General features: G+C 66.6%; 15 protein-coding genes and 1 other RNA gene. 3 read left to right on the top strand and 13 right to left on the bottom strand.

Annotation, left to right across the window (positions count from 1 at the left end):
- Position 1: 1 nt before the first annotated feature.
- The 3 genes from AC6A67_RS08070 to AC6A67_RS08060 form a co-directional block, all read right to left on the bottom strand.
- Positions 2-445: an ExbD/TolR family protein gene (locus AC6A67_RS08070; RefSeq protein ID WP_498036077.1), complete on the bottom strand. Its 444-nt coding sequence runs from the start codon at positions 443-445 to the stop codon at positions 2-4.
- A 36-nt stretch (positions 446-481) separates the two neighbouring features.
- Entirely contained in the window at positions 482-1,210 is a 729-nt protein-coding gene (tolQ, locus tag AC6A67_RS08065) for a protein TolQ (protein ID WP_498036035.1), read from the bottom strand.
- A gap of 579 nt (positions 1,211-1,789) precedes the next feature.
- The gene (locus AC6A67_RS08060) at positions 1,790-3,010 is read right to left on the bottom strand and encodes an ABC transporter substrate-binding protein (protein WP_498036034.1); all 1,221 of its coding nucleotides are present in this window, start codon (positions 3,008-3,010) and stop codon (positions 1,790-1,792) included.
- Between the two features lie 500 nt (positions 3,011-3,510).
- On the opposite strand from AC6A67_RS08060, the gene AC6A67_RS08055 reads away from it, so the two are divergent.
- A complete protein-coding gene (locus AC6A67_RS08055; RefSeq protein WP_498036033.1) occupies positions 3,511-4,443 on the top strand; it encodes an outer membrane protein in 933 nt (310 codons plus the stop codon).
- 88 nt (positions 4,444-4,531) lie between these two features.
- Here the strand turns inward: AC6A67_RS08055 and ybgC are convergent, their stop codons facing one another.
- The 5 genes from ybgC to AC6A67_RS08030 form a co-directional block, all read right to left on the bottom strand.
- Positions 4,532-4,981, bottom strand: coding sequence for a tol-pal system-associated acyl-CoA thioesterase (gene ybgC / locus AC6A67_RS08050; RefSeq protein ID WP_498036032.1), 450 nt, complete (start codon positions 4,979-4,981; stop codon positions 4,532-4,534).
- A gap of 5 nt (positions 4,982-4,986) precedes the next feature.
- Positions 4,987-6,156 (bottom strand): Holliday junction branch migration DNA helicase RuvB, encoded by a 1,170-nt coding sequence (gene ruvB, locus AC6A67_RS08045; protein WP_498036031.1) that lies wholly within the window; start codon positions 6,154-6,156, stop codon positions 4,987-4,989.
- A gap of 53 nt (positions 6,157-6,209) precedes the next feature.
- Positions 6,210-6,833: a Holliday junction branch migration protein RuvA gene (gene ruvA, locus AC6A67_RS08040; RefSeq protein WP_498036030.1), complete on the bottom strand. Its 624-nt coding sequence runs from the start codon at positions 6,831-6,833 to the stop codon at positions 6,210-6,212.
- Complete coding sequence (ruvC, locus tag AC6A67_RS08035) at positions 6,830-7,363, bottom strand: crossover junction endodeoxyribonuclease RuvC (protein ID WP_498036029.1); 534 nt, start codon at positions 7,361-7,363, stop codon at positions 6,830-6,832. The genes ruvA and ruvC overlap by 4 nt, the downstream gene beginning before the upstream one ends.
- Before the next feature lie 220 nt (positions 7,364-7,583).
- Positions 7,584-8,333: a YebC/PmpR family DNA-binding transcriptional regulator gene (locus AC6A67_RS08030; RefSeq protein WP_498036028.1), complete on the bottom strand. Its 750-nt coding sequence runs from the start codon at positions 8,331-8,333 to the stop codon at positions 7,584-7,586.
- Between the two features lie 742 nt (positions 8,334-9,075).
- Between AC6A67_RS08030 and AC6A67_RS08025 the strand changes: the two genes are divergently transcribed.
- Complete coding sequence (locus AC6A67_RS08025) at positions 9,076-9,525, top strand: Dps family protein (protein WP_498036076.1); 450 nt, start codon at positions 9,076-9,078, stop codon at positions 9,523-9,525.
- A 223-nt stretch (positions 9,526-9,748) separates the two neighbouring features.
- Here the strand turns inward: AC6A67_RS08025 and AC6A67_RS08020 are convergent, their stop codons facing one another.
- From AC6A67_RS08020 to AC6A67_RS08000, 5 genes are all read right to left on the bottom strand, one after another.
- Positions 9,749-10,573: a TIGR00282 family metallophosphoesterase gene (locus AC6A67_RS08020; RefSeq protein WP_498036027.1), complete on the bottom strand. Its 825-nt coding sequence runs from the start codon at positions 10,571-10,573 to the stop codon at positions 9,749-9,751.
- A 148-nt stretch (positions 10,574-10,721) separates the two neighbouring features.
- A complete protein-coding gene (locus tag AC6A67_RS08015; protein WP_498036026.1) occupies positions 10,722-11,351 on the bottom strand; it encodes a 5-formyltetrahydrofolate cyclo-ligase in 630 nt (209 codons plus the stop codon).
- A 170-nt stretch (positions 11,352-11,521) separates the two neighbouring features.
- A non-coding RNA gene (ssrS, locus tag AC6A67_RS08010) (6S RNA) lies at positions 11,522-11,674 on the bottom strand.
- A 166-nt stretch (positions 11,675-11,840) separates the two neighbouring features.
- Positions 11,841-12,260 carry a cell division protein ZapA gene (locus AC6A67_RS08005; protein WP_498036025.1) on the bottom strand — a complete coding sequence of 140 codons (420 nt, stop codon included), beginning with the start codon at positions 12,258-12,260 and terminating at the stop codon, positions 11,841-11,843.
- 2 nt (positions 12,261-12,262) lie between these two features.
- Positions 12,263-12,541 carry a DUF4164 family protein gene (locus AC6A67_RS08000; RefSeq protein WP_498036024.1) on the bottom strand — a complete coding sequence of 93 codons (279 nt, stop codon included), beginning with the start codon at positions 12,539-12,541 and terminating at the stop codon, positions 12,263-12,265.
- 353 nt (positions 12,542-12,894) lie between these two features.
- Between AC6A67_RS08000 and tkt the strand changes: the two genes are divergently transcribed.
- Positions 12,895-14,883, top strand: a complete 1,989-nt coding sequence (tkt, locus tag AC6A67_RS07995; RefSeq protein ID WP_498036023.1) for a transketolase — start codon at positions 12,895-12,897, stop codon at positions 14,881-14,883.
- Positions 14,884-14,964: the final 81 nt, after the last annotated feature.

Genomic DNA, 14,964 nt, shown 5'->3' with positions numbered 1-14,964 from the left:
CTCAGCTCTTCTGGTCGGGCTCGGTGACCAGCGCGACCTTCTTGAACCCACCAGCCGTGATCAGCCCCATCACCTGGGCGATGCGACCGTAATCAACCTTTTTGGAGCCCCGGATGTAGACGCGCTCCTCCGGCCCCGCCTTGGCCGCCTGCAGCAGCGCCGGCACCAGCGTGTCCTCCGCCAACTGGCGCTCTTCAATGAAAATGCGGCCCTGATCATCGACGGAGACGGTGAGCGGCTTCTGCTCGACATTCAACGGCGCCGCCGAGCTTTGCGGCAGATCGAGCGGCACGCCCGTCGCCATCATCGGCGCGGCGACCATGAAGACGATCAGCAGCACCAGCACCACGTCGATGAACGGCGTCATGTTGATGTCGGCGAAGCCCGCAGCCTTGCGAGCGCCGCGACGGCGACGCGCCCCACCCGAGCCCGAGCTCATGCCCATACCCATGCCACTTACTCCTGACCGTCCAGCGCGGCCTCAGGCCACATGCCGGTCGCCGCCATGTCGCTCGTCAATCTGTCGGCTGAGAATGGATGAAAATTCGTCGGCGAAACCTTCCAGCCGCGTCTGGGCGCGCGCTGCCTCCGCCTGGTAACGATTGTAGGCGATCACCGCCGGGATGGCGGCGATCAGGCCGATCGCCGTGGCGAACAGCGCCTCGGCGATGCCCGGCGCGACGACGGCCAGCGACGTGTTCTTGGAGGCGGCGATGGCGCGGAATGAGGTCATGATGCCCCACACCGTGCCGAACAGGCCGATGAACGGCGCCGATGAGCCGATGGTGGCCAGCACCAGCAGCCGCCCCTCCAGCCGCTCCATCTCGCGCTGGATCGCCACATCCATCACCTTGTCGATGCGCTGCGGCAGCGAGGCGATGGAGCGGCCCGCGCCCTCAAACGAACGCTTCCATTCGCGCATCGCCGCGACGAACACCGCGGCCATGCCAGTCGGCGTCCCGTGCGCCTCGACGCGATACAGCTCCTCCAGCGACTGGCCAGACCAGAAATTGTCCTCGAAGGCGTTCATCTCGGCCCGGGTGCGGCGGAACAGCAGCGCCTTGTCGACGATGATCGCCCAGCACCACACCGAGGCGGCGGCGAGGCCGATCATCACCAGCTTCACGACGAGATGCGCCTGCCAGAACATATGCCAGAACGACACTTCCGCGACTGGCGCGGCGGCCTGAGCTACGTCGACCGGATTCATTGAACTTCCTTACAGCCTGCCGCCCTGCCGGAGCGGTGGCCCTGTGCCTGCCTGATTGCCTGACGCGCGGCGGGACCTGCGCCCGACACGTCGTCACATCGTCCCGCCCGGTCGCGCCGGACAGATTCTGCCGCCCCTGTCCTTGGCCCCAAATCTGTCGAAAGCGGGGCCACATATGGGAGTTGCAGTGATCGCGGAGCCGGGCTGTCTGCCCGCGCCCCATCAAAAGCCAACATGGTTAATAGGGGCTGAATGCGACGGCATCGGGACACGGGCCAGGGCGCATCGCCAACAGCCAAATCTGCGCGGGACCATCATGGCGTCCGGGACGCCAGGGACTGCCGAAGTGTGGCTGTTGGCTGACTTACTGAGGCGCCCCAATAGATGCTTCAAGACATGCGCCAAGGCGCCTGCGCGCTGGATATCTGCAGCGCGCGCACGCAAAAGGGCGCGCCGCGATGGCGCGCCCTCTCGCAAGATCCAGTGGCCCAATGCATCCGCAGAACGCGGCGCCACCGCCTGGCCGGTCGGTCAGTGGGCCAGTTGGTCAGTGGGTCAGTGGGTCAGTTGGTCAGTGGGTCAGTCGGCCGTCATCTCTTCCAGCACCACCCAGTCATTGCCCTTGAACTGCTGCAGCTCGAGGCGCTTGAACGGCACGAAATCGGTGGGCGTGGTGTTGTAGGTGCTGCCTGGCAGCAAGGCAGGCGCCTTCACATTTTTCAGATTGGTGGCGACACGCATGATGTTTTCGCGGGTCAGATTGTCGCCGGCCTCGCGCAGGATATGCGCCATCACATGGGCGAACGAGTAGGTGACAAAGCCAATCTCATTGGTCTTGTCCTCGTTTGGCAGATATTTCGCCAGGAACTCCTGATAGCCGATGACGTCCGGGTCCTTGGCCCAGCGCGGGCTGGTCATCTGCTTGTAGGCGGTCGCGCCGATGATGTCCTGCACGGTGTCGAGCCCGGCGGCCTCAAGGAAGACGCGGCCCGTCGACGGGCTGACCACCAGATGCATCGGCTTCCAGTTCAGCTCGTGCACCTTCTTGAAGATCTGCGGCGTCGCCTTGCCCAGGCTGACGTTGAAGAACACGTCGGCGCCGGAATTCTTCGCCGCCAGCACCTGGCTGTCCATCGTCGGGTCGGTCAGCTCATAGGTGACCTCCTTGATGATGTTCTTCGCCTTGTCGCCGAGGCCCTTTTTGAAGCCGGAGACGTAGTCCTTACCGAAATCGTCATTCTGGTAGAGAATGGCGATCTTGCCCTCAGGTTTGGTCTTGGCGACGTAGCGGCCGAAAACTTCGCCTTCGGTGCCATAGAGGAAGAACGCCGGCGAGCTCCATGGGAACTCCTTGGGCTGGTTCCATTTATTGGCGCCTGTGGACACCAGCAGCTGCGGGATCTTCTTGCTGTTGAGATATTTCTGCACCGCCGACTGCGCCGCCGTGCCGCTGGAGCCAAACAGGGCGAGCACGCCGTCCTGCTCCACCAGCTTGCGGGTCTGCTCCACGGTCTTGGGCGGCGAGAACGCGTCATCGAGCGAGATCAGATTGACCTTGCGGCCATTGATGCCGCCCTGCTCCTCGTTGAGCTTGCGGAAATACGCCACCTCGGTGCGGCCCTGGATGCCATGCGCCGACAACGGACCACTGTAGGGCATCGTCTGGCCGAGCTTGATCTCCGTATCGCTGGCCCCCTGGTCGTATTTCTTCTCCGCCGCGAGGCCAGCCCCGGCCATGACCGTTGCAGACGCACACACCAGCGCCGCCGCCGCGAAGGCGCGGAACAGCTTTCGAGCCATCGTTTCACTCCCATATGAGATCAGTTATTTGTTGCAGCGAAGTGTAATGCTGTTTGCATGACGCGCGGAAGCGCGCTGGACGCATCCCCGCCCTGCGCGCATGGCGGCGGATGCCCCCCACCGCCATGGCGTGGGATCGGGCTTCTGACGGGCAGCGGTGTCGTTGCTGGCGGTCCTCTGACCAGTGCGCCCGCGCGGCGCCGCGCTACCTGCTGAAATCGTCAGCATGACGCTCCGTTCAGGCGCCTGTCATTTCCTGCACATAACCGGGCTGCCCCCCATAAACATGGCATGCCCTTGGGGAAGCGCCCAGCGACACTGGTCAACGCCGCTGCGTGTCGGGGGGGACATGCGGCGGCCCCCATCCTGTTGGTCGCCTGACGCCCAGGGCGCATGCGCTGCGGCTGGAACCGGACCGCCCGCGTCTGTGCGGACTGGCCCCGGCGCGGCGGCGCTCCGGCGGCGACCGCCCACCGCACCCCACCGGATGTCGCCGCCACATGATCACGCTGTATCGCGCCGCCAATGGCGCTCTTGCCTGCCTGGGCCTCGCCTGTTTGGGGCTCGCCGCCCAGAGCCCCGCCGCCCACGCCGCTGACTTGCCGTCACAGAAAGCGGCGCCCGTAGCCGCGCCCGCGCCAGCGCCAGCCCCTTGGGGCGGGTTCTTCATCGGCGCCGGCGCCAGCTACAACCGCATGCTTGGCCGTGACGGCAATATCTACGCCACCGGCCTGTCCGAGGTTTACCAAGGCGCCGCCATCGCCGCGACCGGCGCCGCCACCGGCGGAACCGACGTGCCGCTGCGCGCCCATAATGGCGTCGCCCCGGTGGTTCAGGCCGGCTACATCGGCCACATCGGCGGCTCCGCCTGGCTGTGGGGCGTCAAGGCGACCTACAATTACGCGGGCGGCAAGGCCGACGCGAACAATGTGCTGGTGCCGCAATATGGCGGCTTCCAGAGCTCAGACCCGAACACCAGTTTTGAGGGTCGCCTGCTGGTGCATCAGTACAAGGCGTCGCTGAAGCATCAGTTCGCGCTGCTGCCGATCATCGGCTACAGCTTTGACCAGCTCGGCGTCTATGCTGGCGCGGGACCGACCATCTCCCAGACAAGTGGCGAGATGAACGGCGTCATCGGCTTCGCCAATATCAATGGCCGCCATCAGGACATTACCGGCACGCCGGTCAATTTCAAAACGTCACACTGGACGGTCGGCGGCGCCGCCACCGTCGGCGTCCTCTGGCGCTTCGACGACCACTGGTTCCTTGACGTCAACTACACCTATGCCCGCACCGGCAAGACCAGGGACCGTTTCTTTGCGCCCTTCGTCAATCCGGATGGCGGTTACACCTATACTGGCGTCGGCTTCGGAACCTATACGGCCTCGACCATCAATCATGCCGTCAGCGCCAGCCTGAACTACCGTTTCTGACGCGCGCCAGCGACCTGCGACACATGCACAAAAGGCGGCCCCGTGTGGAGCCGCCTTTTTTGTCCAGATGCGCTGGGCCGGCGCTTGCTCAGTCGCCGCCGAGCAGGGTCCTGATCTCGTCGGGAATACGCGCCGGCCGGCCGCCGACAATCGCCGCCACCCGCACCTCGGCGGTGAGAATCTCGACGCCGTCGCGCAGGATGCGCTGGTCGATGATCATCGAGGCGCCGCGCATCTCGCGGGTGCGGGTCTCAATGGTCAGCACGTCGTCCATCAGCGCGGGCAGCTTCCAGTCGATGGTCATGCGCCGCACGGCGAAGAACAGCCCGCCGGCCTCCAGCAGCACCGACTGGTTGGCGCCGATGGCCCGCAGGGATTCGGTGCGCCCGCGCTCAAGGAAGCGCAGATAATTGGCGTGATAGACGATGCCGGAGAAGTCGGTGTCCTCGTAATACACCCGCAGGGTCAGCAGATGCGCGCCATCGACTATGACGCCGCTGGCCGGCTGCAGCGCAGTCGTGTCCGTCGCCGAATTCATGAGCTTCAAACCTCTCCGTCACCCCCGTCGCGAAACAGCGCGTATTGGGCGGCGCCAGGGGCCGGTTCGGCAAGCCCCAGATGACGAAAAGCATGCGGCGTCAACAGGCGACCGCGTGGGGTGCGCTGCACGAAGCCCTGCTGGATCAGATAGGGCTCGATGATTTCCTCAATGGCGTCGCGCGGCTCCGACAAAGCGGCTGCGATGGTCTCAACGCCGACCGGGCCACCGCCGAACGACAGAGCGATCATCTTCAGATATTTGCGGTCCATCAGGTCGAGACCGATGGAGTCGACGTCAAGCAGCCCAAGCGCCCGGTCGGCGATCTCGCGGGTCACCTGATCGGCCCCCGCCACCACCGCGAAATCACGCACCCGGCGCAACAGGCGCCCGGCGATGCGCGGCGTGCCGCGCGCCCGGCGGGCGATCTCATTGGCGCCGTCATCGCTCATGCCGACGCCGATCACCCGCGCGCCGCGTTTGACGATCAGCTCCAGCTCCTCAACCGTGTAGAACTGCAGACGGACCGGAATGCCGAAACGGTCGCGCAGCGGCGTGGTCAGCAGGCCCTGGCGGGTGGTGGCGCCGACGAGGGTGAATTTCGGCAGATCGATCTTGACCGAACGGGCCGAGGGGCCTTCGCCAATGATCAGATCGAGCTGGTAATCCTCCATCGCCGGATAAAGGATCTCCTCCACCGCCGGATTGAGCCGGTGGATCTCGTCGATGAACAGGACGTCGTTTTCTTCCAGATTGGTGAGCTGGGCGGCGAGGTCGCCGGCCCGGGCGATCACCGGCCCGGAGGTCGAGCGGAAATTGACGCCGAGCTCGCGCGCCACGATCTGCGCCAGCGTGGTTTTGCCAAGTCCGGGCGGGCCGACAAACAGCACGTGATCCAGCGCGTCATTGCGGGTGCGCGCTGCCTGGATGAACACGCTGAGATTGGCCCGGGCCTGGGCCTGGCCGATAAATTCCTCAAGCGCCAGCGGACGGATGGAGCCTTCGCCATCGTCCCCGGCCTTCTCGGCGGAGACCAGGCGCTGCGGCTCGGGCGTCGCCTCCGGGCCTGCGCCCTTGCGCGACCGGCCGGCGCCGCCTCCATGGCTGCTCCCAGCGCCGCGCCCTGCCCGTGACCCTCTGGAACCGCCAGGTCCACTCATGCCAGGTCCGCTCATGCCCGTTCCACTTCAGCCGCGCCAAAGGCGCAGCGCCAGCGACGCGGCGTCAATCAGACGCCCTGCGCCAGTTGTTTCAGCCCCAGCCGGATCAGCGTGCGTGATTCAGCCTCTGCGCCAGCCTCGCGCAAGGCGGCGGCCACCGCCGTCGCCGCCTGGGGCGGGGCATAACCAAGATTGACCAGCGCCGACACCGCATCCGCCGCAGCGCCAGGGGCTGCGCCCTCCGACACCTCGCCGGCCAGCCGCGCGGCGCCCAGATCGACATGGCCGAACACTGGCGCCTTGTCTTTCAGCTCGGCGACGATGCGCGCCGCCAGCTTTGGCCCGACCCCAGGCGCACGGCCAACGGCGGCCTTGTCGCCCATGGCCACGGCGGTGGTCAGCGCCGACGGCTCCAGCACCGACAGCACGCCGAGCGCCACCCGGGCGCCGACGCCCTGAACATTCTGCAGCAGGCGAAACCACTCCCGCTCCTGATCAGAGCGGAAGCCATACAGCCGGATCATGTCCTCGCGCACATGGGTCTCGATCGACAGGCTGGTCGCCTCGCCGGCGCGCGGCAAATTCTGCAAGGTGCGCGCCGAGCAGTGCACCACATAGCCAACGCCCTGCACGTCGATGATGGCGTAATCCTCGCCCGTGCTGTCAACCAGACCCTTGAGCTTGCCAATCATCGCGTCGCTCCCGCCATCAATGTCGCCAGCCGCGCCACCCGTTGCGCCGCGCCGCGATGCTGGGCGTGGGTGATGGCCACCGCCAGCGCATCGGCGGCGTCGGCGGTCTCGGGCGTGGCCTTCGGCAGCAGCACCCGCACCATTGACTCCACCTGATGCTTGTCGGCGTGGCCGACGCCGACCACGGTCTTTTTGACCTTGTTGGCCGAATATTCAGATACCGGCGCGCCAAACAGGGCTGGCGCCAGCAACGCCACGCCGCGCGCCTGGCCGAGCTTGAGGGTGGATTGCGGGTCCTTGTTCACGAAGGTCTCCTCCACCGCCACCTCATCCGGCTGCCATTGGTCGAGCACATCGACCAGGCCATCGTGCAGCTCGCGCAGCCGCAGCGCCAGCTCCGTGGCGTCGGTCGAGCGCACGCAGCCACAGGCCACGAAGCTCAGCCGCGTGCCGGTGACGGAGATCACCCCCCAGCCGGTGCGGCGAAGGCCAGGGTCAATGCCAAGAATGCGAATCGATGCAGTCGCCATGCTGCATTTAGCCCGAACAAATTGTGAACATCCAGTCAACGGCGCCGGGTTTTCTGTGTGGCGGATGCAGACCCCGCCAGGGCGCGGGGGGCATCCCGGGAGTGGCGCGCCTTGCGCACGTCCAGCGTCAGGCAAACAAAAAGGGCGACCTCAGCGGCCGCCCTCTGGCGTCGTTCAGCCGTGCGGCTGGCGCTTGAGCGTTACAGCTTGTGGCCGCCCATCAATCAGCCGACAGCTTGGCCACCAGTGCATCCGACAGTTCGAAATTGCCATAGACGTTCTGCACATCGTCATGGTTGTCGAGATTGTCGACCAGCCTGAGGATCTTCTCGGCGGCCTCGTCGTCAACCGCCACGCCATTCTGCGGACGCCAGGTCAGGGCGGCCTTGCGGGCGTCGCCGAAGTTCGCCTCAAGCGCCTTGGCCACTTCGTGCAGGCTCTCCTGCGAGGTGATGATCTCGTGGCCATCCTCGCTGGAGGTGACGTCGTCGGCGCCTGCCTCGATGGCGGCCTCCAGCACGGCGTCGGCGTCGCCGACCCTGGCGTCGAATTCGATCACGCCGACGCGGTCGAACATGAACGACACCGCGCCGGTCTCGGCAAGGCTGCCGCCTGCCTTGGTGAAGATCGAGCGCACGTCGGAGGCGGTGCGATTGCGGTTATCGGTCAGCGCCTCGACGATGATGGCGACGCCGCCTGGGGCATAGCCCTCGTAGCGGATCTCTTCATAGTTCTCGCTGTCGCCGCCGAGCGCCTTTTTGATGGCGCGCTCGATATTGTCCTTGGGCATGTTCTCGGCGCGAGCGGCCAGCACGGCGGCGCGCAGACGCGGGTTCATGGCCGGGTCGGGCATGCCAAGCTTGGCGGCGACGGTGATTTCACGCGCCAGCTTGGAGAACAGCTTGGAGCGCGCAGCGTCCGCCTTGCCCTTGCGGTGCATGATGTTTTTGAACTGTGAATGTCCGGCCATGTGACCTCGTCATCCCGTTGCAGTCCCGGTTAGGCCGGCGACCTGGGTGTGGACGGCATGACGCGAGGCGCGCGCGTGGCGCGCCGCAGAACACCCTGAGCGGGGCCGCGATCAACGCGCCCGGCCATGCCTGTTCGTGGTGAGGGCGCCCGGATTGCGCCCGGCGCCTGCAAATATCCGGCGCCGCCGCATCGACGATGTGCCGGCCGCGCCCTTATCGCGCCCTTATAAGCTGAGGCGCCGCATCATGAAAAGCGCCCCGGCGCGTTTTCCGCTGACGTGGAACCCTGCGGCGGCGCCGGCGGTTTACAGCGCAGCCCATCCCCTGATCACAAGGTTTTGGCGTGGGTGAGCACAGGCCCGACGCTACAGTGCCCCCAGTCACAACGCTGATCGGCGGAAAAGCCATCGCTGCGGCGAGCGACGGGCGACGACGTGACGAAAACGGACGGCCGGACACGCGCGCCGCGCCAAACGCTTCAGGTCTGCGGCCCGAGGGTGGGCTATATGGAAGGACCACGCAACGATGGCAAAATCTGCGACCAGAGCCCCAACCACCACTGCGGCGTCCTCCGGCGCGCCGCGCAAGGCCGCTGCCAAAACCGCTGCGCCACCGGCGGCGAAAGTCGCCGCCAGCAAAGCCGCGACGCACGCCGCCGCTTCTGCAGCGTCCCGGTCGAACCAGGCGGGCGCCAACCGGCTCGACACGCCGTCCGATTTCTCGCCCGACGCCGTCCTTGAGATCAGCGATGCGCTCAAGGCGGCGCTGGCCGATACCTTTGCGCTTTACCTCAAGACCAAGAATTTCCACTGGCACATGAGCGGCGCACATTTCCGCGACTATCATCTGATGCTGGATGAGCAGGCGGACCAGATCTACGCATCCACCGATGAGTTGGCCGAGCGGGCGCGCAAGATCGGCGGCGTGACGTTGCGGTCCATCGGCCAGATCGGCCGTCTCGCCAGCATCCGCGACAATGACGACGACTATGTCAGCCCCGAAAACATGCTGCGGGAGTTGATGAACGACAACAAGACGCTGCTGCGCTCGCTGCGCGCCGCCCACGCCGCCGCCGACAGTCACAAGGATGTCGGCACAACCAGCCTGCTCGAAAACTACATTGATGAAGCCGAGCGACGCGCCTGGTTCCTGTTCGAGGCCAATCGCGCCCCCGACCGCGACGGACGCTGAACCTGGCGCCGCGCCATCAGGCCGATGGGCCTGGGGGCGCGCCGTGTCGTGGTCGGTTCCTTGTCGGGGCGTTGGCCGGCGGCCAGTCACGCCGCCACCAGCGGCGTGACGGCTACGCCTTATACCAGGATGCGAAGATGCTGACGCATCCGCATCCTGAAATGCTCAGGCGCCGCACAGGCTTAGCCAGAACCCGATGAGTGAAGCTCATCGGGTTCTGGTATTAGTCTTCCCAGAAGCCAGGCACAGCCTCTTGCAGATGCGGGCCAAGACGTACCGGCGCGACCCTGGTGGCGAGGCCGGTGCGCGGGTCGGTCTCGATGGCCACGCCGCACAAGGTGGCTGGCCCTGCGCCGGGCTCATAGCGACCGCCAGGGGTTTTCTGCAGGAAGCGCCGCACGGGCTCTTCCTTCTGCATGCCAATGACCGTGTCATAGTCGCCGCACATGCCGGCGTCCGACATGTAAGCGGTGCCGCCCTGCAGGATGCGATGATCAGCGGTCGGGGTGTGCGTATGGGTGCCGACCACCAGGCTGGCGCGCCCGTCGACGAAATAGCCGAAGGCCTGCTTTTCGCTGGTCGCCTCGGCGTGGAAATCGATGACGATGGCGTCACAGGCTTCGCCAAGCGGGCACGAGGCGAGCTCGCGCTCGGCGACGGCGAACGGATCGTCCAGGGCGTCCATGAACACCCGGCCCATCAGATTCATCACCATGACGCGATGGCCATTGTCGGTCTCGATCATGGTGGCGCCGCGGCCCGGCGTGCCGGATGGGAAATTGGCCGGGCGCACCATGCGCGGCTGGCGCTCGGCGAACACCAGCGCCTCGCGATTGTCGAACGCATGATTGCCCAGCGTCACCACATCGGCGCCGGCGTCGAGCAATTCGTCGCAGATGGCTTCGGTGATGCCAAAGCCGCCAGCGGAATTCTCGCCATTGATCACGACACAATCGAGCGACCAGCGCGCCCGCAGGCCTGGCAGCCGGTCGACCACCGCCTGACGTCCGGCGCGGCCGCAGACATCTCCCAGAAAAAGCAAACGCATGACGCCTCCGACCAGCATTCCGTCGACGCCGCCGCGTCCACGGGGGCGCAAGGCGGCGTCAATCGCGTGGCGCCATAACACGTGCGGCGCAAGCGGCCTATGTCAATGATGTGTCGCGACGCCCTTTTGCGCGAGCTGCCGATAACTGTCAGGCCGCCAGGGGAACAATCACGCCCTGTTCGGTGACGATAGCGTCGAGCGGCTGATCATGGGGCTCGCTGAAGGTGGAGGCCACTTCCTGGGCGGCGAAAGCCACAGCAACGGCGCGCGTGGGCGCAGCGTTGCGCAGCCGTTGCAGCGCCCGGTCGAAATGGCCGGCGCCATAGCCCAGCCGCCCCCCTGCCCTGTCGAACGCCAGACAGGGAGTTAGCACCACTGTCGGCGCGCATATGTCGGCATGCGCCGCAGGGCCACGGGTGCCAAAGCCGGCGTCAACCAGTTCATCGCCAGGCCGCCACAGGCGAAAGATCAGGGTGGGATGGGCGACCACGGGCAGGCTGGTGGCCACGCCCGCCTCCGCCAGCGCCGCCAGCAGCGGCAGCGGATCGACCTCACTATGGATCGGCCAATAGGCTGAGACCACCGGCGCCCGCTGGCCCGGTCCGGCCATGTCGCCGGTCAACGTGTGGAGATGCGCCATGACCTGGCCGGCGATCGCCTGGGACGCAGCCGCCCGAATGTCCGGCGCGAGGGCGTCGCGACGACGCCGGGCCTCGGCGCGTAAAGCCGCCTTGGCGGCGCGCAACGGATCATCCTGAAGCAAGGCGCCGTCCTGCATGACTGAACCCCTGGCGCTGAACCACTGGCGCTGAACCCTTGGCGCTGAACCTTTGGCAAAAACCGGAGCAAGCACCGGAGCGGGTTCGTGGCCAAACGCATGGCCCGCCCAAGCGGGCCGACCTTGCATCCGGTCGCCCTGGCCATGGATGGTGTGGTCGGAATGACAGGTGCGGAGCCACAATGGCCGGTGGAGTACGATCCCGGGAAACCTACAAAGTAGGTGGGCGCCGTATGCCCAGGCCCACGGACCTGGACAGGTACAGCTCCCTTAGGATCGTTAAGGCCCCGGGGAAAAGCTCCTGTCGCGCCTCGCAGCCCCGCTCCTCTAAAATAGGCGTGATCTGTCGCCAATACCAGCGCCATCCGCGCCATCGGCGCAGTCATCCACGCACGCCGGAAATACGCCGCAGTTACATGGCGCTCACCGCTTGCCTGACCATCGTTTGCGGACGGCCTCACGACCTCCGGGGGTGGCCCGGCCCCGGCTTCAGTCGCGGGCTGGGCGGGTGGCGAAGGTCGGCGTCGGGGCGGCGTTCTGGCCCTGACCGGTGAGCGGGTTGAGATCGCGCGCCAGATCCTCGATGCGTTCGCTGACCCGGATCAGCGCCTGGGCGGCCTGGCCCTCGGCCTCGGCGGCGCGCATGTCGCCGCCGGCCAGGGCGCTGCGCACGGCGCGCATCTCCGCCTCATGTTCCGACAGCCGCCGCCGCGCCTCCTGCAATTCGTCGAGCACGGTCAGCGCGGCCATCACATGCAACCGCAGGTCGCCGATCTGGCCGAAAGCCTGCTGCATGTCGCCGACGCGGCGGTCGAATTCGGCGGCGAGACCGGCGAGGTGCTCCTCCTCGCCGTCGGCGCAGGCCATGCGATAGACCTTGCCGGCGATGGTGACGTTCAGTTGCGCCATGCTCAGGCCTCCCCACGATCATCTGCCGCCAGCACCGCGGTGACGACGCTGATCGCCCGCTCAAGCCGCTGCTCGACCTCGGCGTTGGCCGCCTGCAGCCGCGCCAGCCGCGCCATGGCGCCGTCGAGATCGACGGCGAGGCGCGAGCGGTCGTCCTGCATCAGCGACAGCTCCGTCTCCAGATCAATGGTGCGCCGGTCGGCCTCAGCGCGACGCGCCGCCGCTGCTTCAAGGGCGGTGAGCGCGGCGTCCAGTCGTTTCAGGGCTTCGTTGAGGTCCATGATCTCCGCGCTTGTTGCAAGCCGCGCCCGAAACATCTGGTCGCGTCGGGTGTTTGTCGCGCATGTTTATACCGTGGGTGGGGCGCAGGATGCAAAGCGCCTGGGGAGCGCAGACTGGCCCTGGGGCCAGCCTCACCTTTCACCCAATCGCGCCCGCGCGGCGCATTCCGGCCCGACCGCCAGGATTTGGCCATGGCGCGCGGGCAGAACTGCTCATTAACATGGCGTCGGCGGTGATTCCCCGGCGCTTACATTGACTCGGCCCCAACAGGTGCTATCTAGCCCGCGCGCGTCCTGTACTGTCTGCCGCAGCCGGCGCGTCCAGCCAGATTCAGCCGTAACCGGACGTCCAGATGACCAATCTTGTTGAACACCGTCGCCTTGCGAACGCCGTACGCGCCCTGTCCATGGACGCCGTCGAGAAGGCGAAGTCGGGTCACCCCGGCCTGCCCATGGGCGCCGCCGACATCGCCACGGTGCTCTACACCCGCTTCCTGAAGTATGATCCCAAGGCGCCGAAATGGGCCGACCGCGATCGCTTCATCCTGTCGGCTGGCCACGGCTCCATGCTGCTGTATGCGCTGCTGTATCTGACCGGCTATGACAGCGTGTCGCTCGACGACATCCGCAATTTCCGCCAGCTGCATTCGGCCACCCCGGGCCACCCGGAGAATTTCGTCACCGCCGGCGTTGAGATGACCACTGGCCCGCTCGGTCAGGGCATCGCCACCTCGGTTGGCTTCGCGCTCGGCGAGCGCATGCTGGCCGCCGAATATGGCGACGACATCGTCAACCATTTCACCTATGTGCTGGCCTCGGACGGCGATCTGATGGAAGGCGTCAGCCAGGAAGCCATCGCGCTGGCCGGCCACCTCAAGCTGTCGAAGCTCATCGTCTTCCACGACGACAATGGCATCTCCATTGACGGCCCGCTGTCGATCGCCGACTCGGTCGATCAGGTGAAGCGCTTTGAATCGGCTGGCTGGAACGCTTTCCGCATCGACGGTCACGATCCGGACGCCATCGCCGCCGCCATCGAGAAGGCCCAGGCCTCCGACCGCCCGACCCTGATCGCCTGCAAGACGGTGATCGGCTTCGGCTCCCCCAATCGCGCCGGCACCTCCAAGGCGCATGGCGAGCCGCTCGGCGCTGACGAGCTGGCCGCCGCCAAGGCCCAGCTCGGCTGGGACCATGGCCCGTTCGAGATCCCGGCTGACATCCTCGACGCCTGGCGCGCCGCCGGCGCCCGTGGCGCCGCTGCGCACACCGCGTGGGACGCGCGCTTCGCCGCCCAGCCGGAGGCGATCCGCGCCGAATTCGAGCGCCGCATGAACCATGTGGTTCCGGCGGGCTTTGACGCGGCGATCGCCGACCTGAAGCGCACGCTCATCGCCAATCCGCAGACGGTGGCCACCCGCAAGGCCAGCGAGATCGCGCTGGAGGCGGTGACCGTCGCCGTGCCGGAGCTGATTCTTGGCTCGGCGGACCTGACGCCGTCGAACAACACCAAGACGAAGAATCTCAAGGAAATCAGCACCGGCGACTTCGCCGGCCGCTATATCCATTACGGCATCCGCGAGCACGGCATGGCCGCCGCCATGAACGGTCTCGCCCTGCATGGCGGCTACCGCCCGGCTGGCGCCACCTTCTTTGTGTTCACCGATTATTGCCGTCCGTCGATCCGCATGGCGGCGTTGTCGGAGGTCCCGGCGATCTACGTCATGACCCATGACTCGATTGGCCTTGGCGAAGACGGTCCGACCCACCAGCCGGTGGAGCACCTGGCCTCGCTGCGCGCCATGCCGAACCTCGCCGTGTTCCGCCCGGCGGATGTGGTGGAGACGGCTGAGGCTTGGCAGATCGCCATCGAGCGCACCGAAGGCCCGACGCTGCTGGCCCTGTCGCGTCAGAACCTGCCGCAGGTCCGCCTCACCGAGGCGAACGGCAATCTGTCGGCCACCGGCGCCTATGAGCTGGCCGCCGCTGAAGGCAAGGCTGAGGCGACGATCTTCGCGTCTGGCTCCGAGGTCGAGCTGGCGCTGGCCGCCCGCGAGCAGCTCAAGGCCCAGGGCGTCGCCGCGCGCGTCGTCTCGGTGCCGTCGCTCGACGTGTTCCTCGCCCAGCCTGAGGACGTGCGCGACGCCATCATTGGCGACGCCCCGATCCGCGTGGCGGTTGAGGCTGGCGTGCGCTTTGGCTGGGACGCGGTGATTGGCGAGACCGGCGGCTTCGTCGGCATGAACAGCTTCGGCGCCAGCGCCCCGTACAAGGAAGTCTACAAATACTTCGGCATCACCGCCGAAGCCGTGGTGGACGCCGTACTGAAGCGCCGTTCCGCCTGAATAATTGCATGCGGCCGCCCTGTGCGGCCGTTTTGCTGTTGCTGAGCGCCGCCTGGTCAACGCATGGCCGGGCGTCGTGGA

It is taken from the genome of Camelimonas sp. FR25 (genome assembly GCF_059740505.1).
Note: the sequence above shows the minus strand (reverse complement) of the source record. Positions and strands in the feature narration are given on the sequence as shown.

Excerpts from the sequence above, each read along its gene's own strand:
- AC6A67_RS08070 (WP_498036077.1), bottom strand. The coding sequence starts at position 445 with ATGGGCATGAGCTCGGGCTCGGGTGGGGCGCGTCGCCGTCGCGGCGCT.
- AC6A67_RS08005 (WP_498036025.1), bottom strand. The coding sequence starts at position 12,260 with ATGGCGCAACTGAACGTCACCATCGCCGGCAAGGTCTATCGCATGGCC.
- AC6A67_RS08020 (WP_498036027.1), bottom strand. The coding sequence starts at position 10,573 with ATGCGTTTGCTTTTTCTGGGAGATGTCTGCGGCCGCGCCGGACGTCAG.
- AC6A67_RS08060 (WP_498036034.1), bottom strand. The coding sequence starts at position 3,010 with ATGGCTCGAAAGCTGTTCCGCGCCTTCGCGGCGGCGGCGCTGGTGTGT.
- AC6A67_RS08000 (WP_498036024.1), bottom strand. The coding sequence starts at position 12,541 with ATGGACCTCAACGAAGCCCTGAAACGACTGGACGCCGCGCTCACCGCC.
- tolQ (WP_498036035.1), bottom strand. The coding sequence starts at position 1,210 with ATGAATCCGGTCGACGTAGCTCAGGCCGCCGCGCCAGTCGCGGAAGTG.
- ybgC (WP_498036032.1), bottom strand. The coding sequence starts at position 4,981 with ATGAATTCGGCGACGGACACGACTGCGCTGCAGCCGGCCAGCGGCGTC.
- AC6A67_RS08055 (WP_498036033.1), top strand. The coding sequence starts at position 3,511 with ATGATCACGCTGTATCGCGCCGCCAATGGCGCTCTTGCCTGCCTGGGC.
- ruvB (WP_498036031.1), bottom strand. The coding sequence starts at position 6,156 with ATGAGCGGACCTGGCATGAGTGGACCTGGCGGTTCCAGAGGGTCACGG.
- AC6A67_RS08015 (WP_498036026.1), bottom strand. The coding sequence starts at position 11,351 with ATGCAGGACGGCGCCTTGCTTCAGGATGATCCGTTGCGCGCCGCCAAG.
- ruvA (WP_498036030.1), bottom strand. The coding sequence starts at position 6,833 with ATGATTGGCAAGCTCAAGGGTCTGGTTGACAGCACGGGCGAGGATTAC.
- ruvC (WP_498036029.1), bottom strand. The coding sequence starts at position 7,363 with ATGGCGACTGCATCGATTCGCATTCTTGGCATTGACCCTGGCCTTCGC.
- tkt (WP_498036023.1), top strand. The coding sequence starts at position 12,895 with ATGACCAATCTTGTTGAACACCGTCGCCTTGCGAACGCCGTACGCGCC.
- AC6A67_RS08030 (WP_498036028.1), bottom strand. The coding sequence starts at position 8,333 with ATGGCCGGACATTCACAGTTCAAAAACATCATGCACCGCAAGGGCAAG.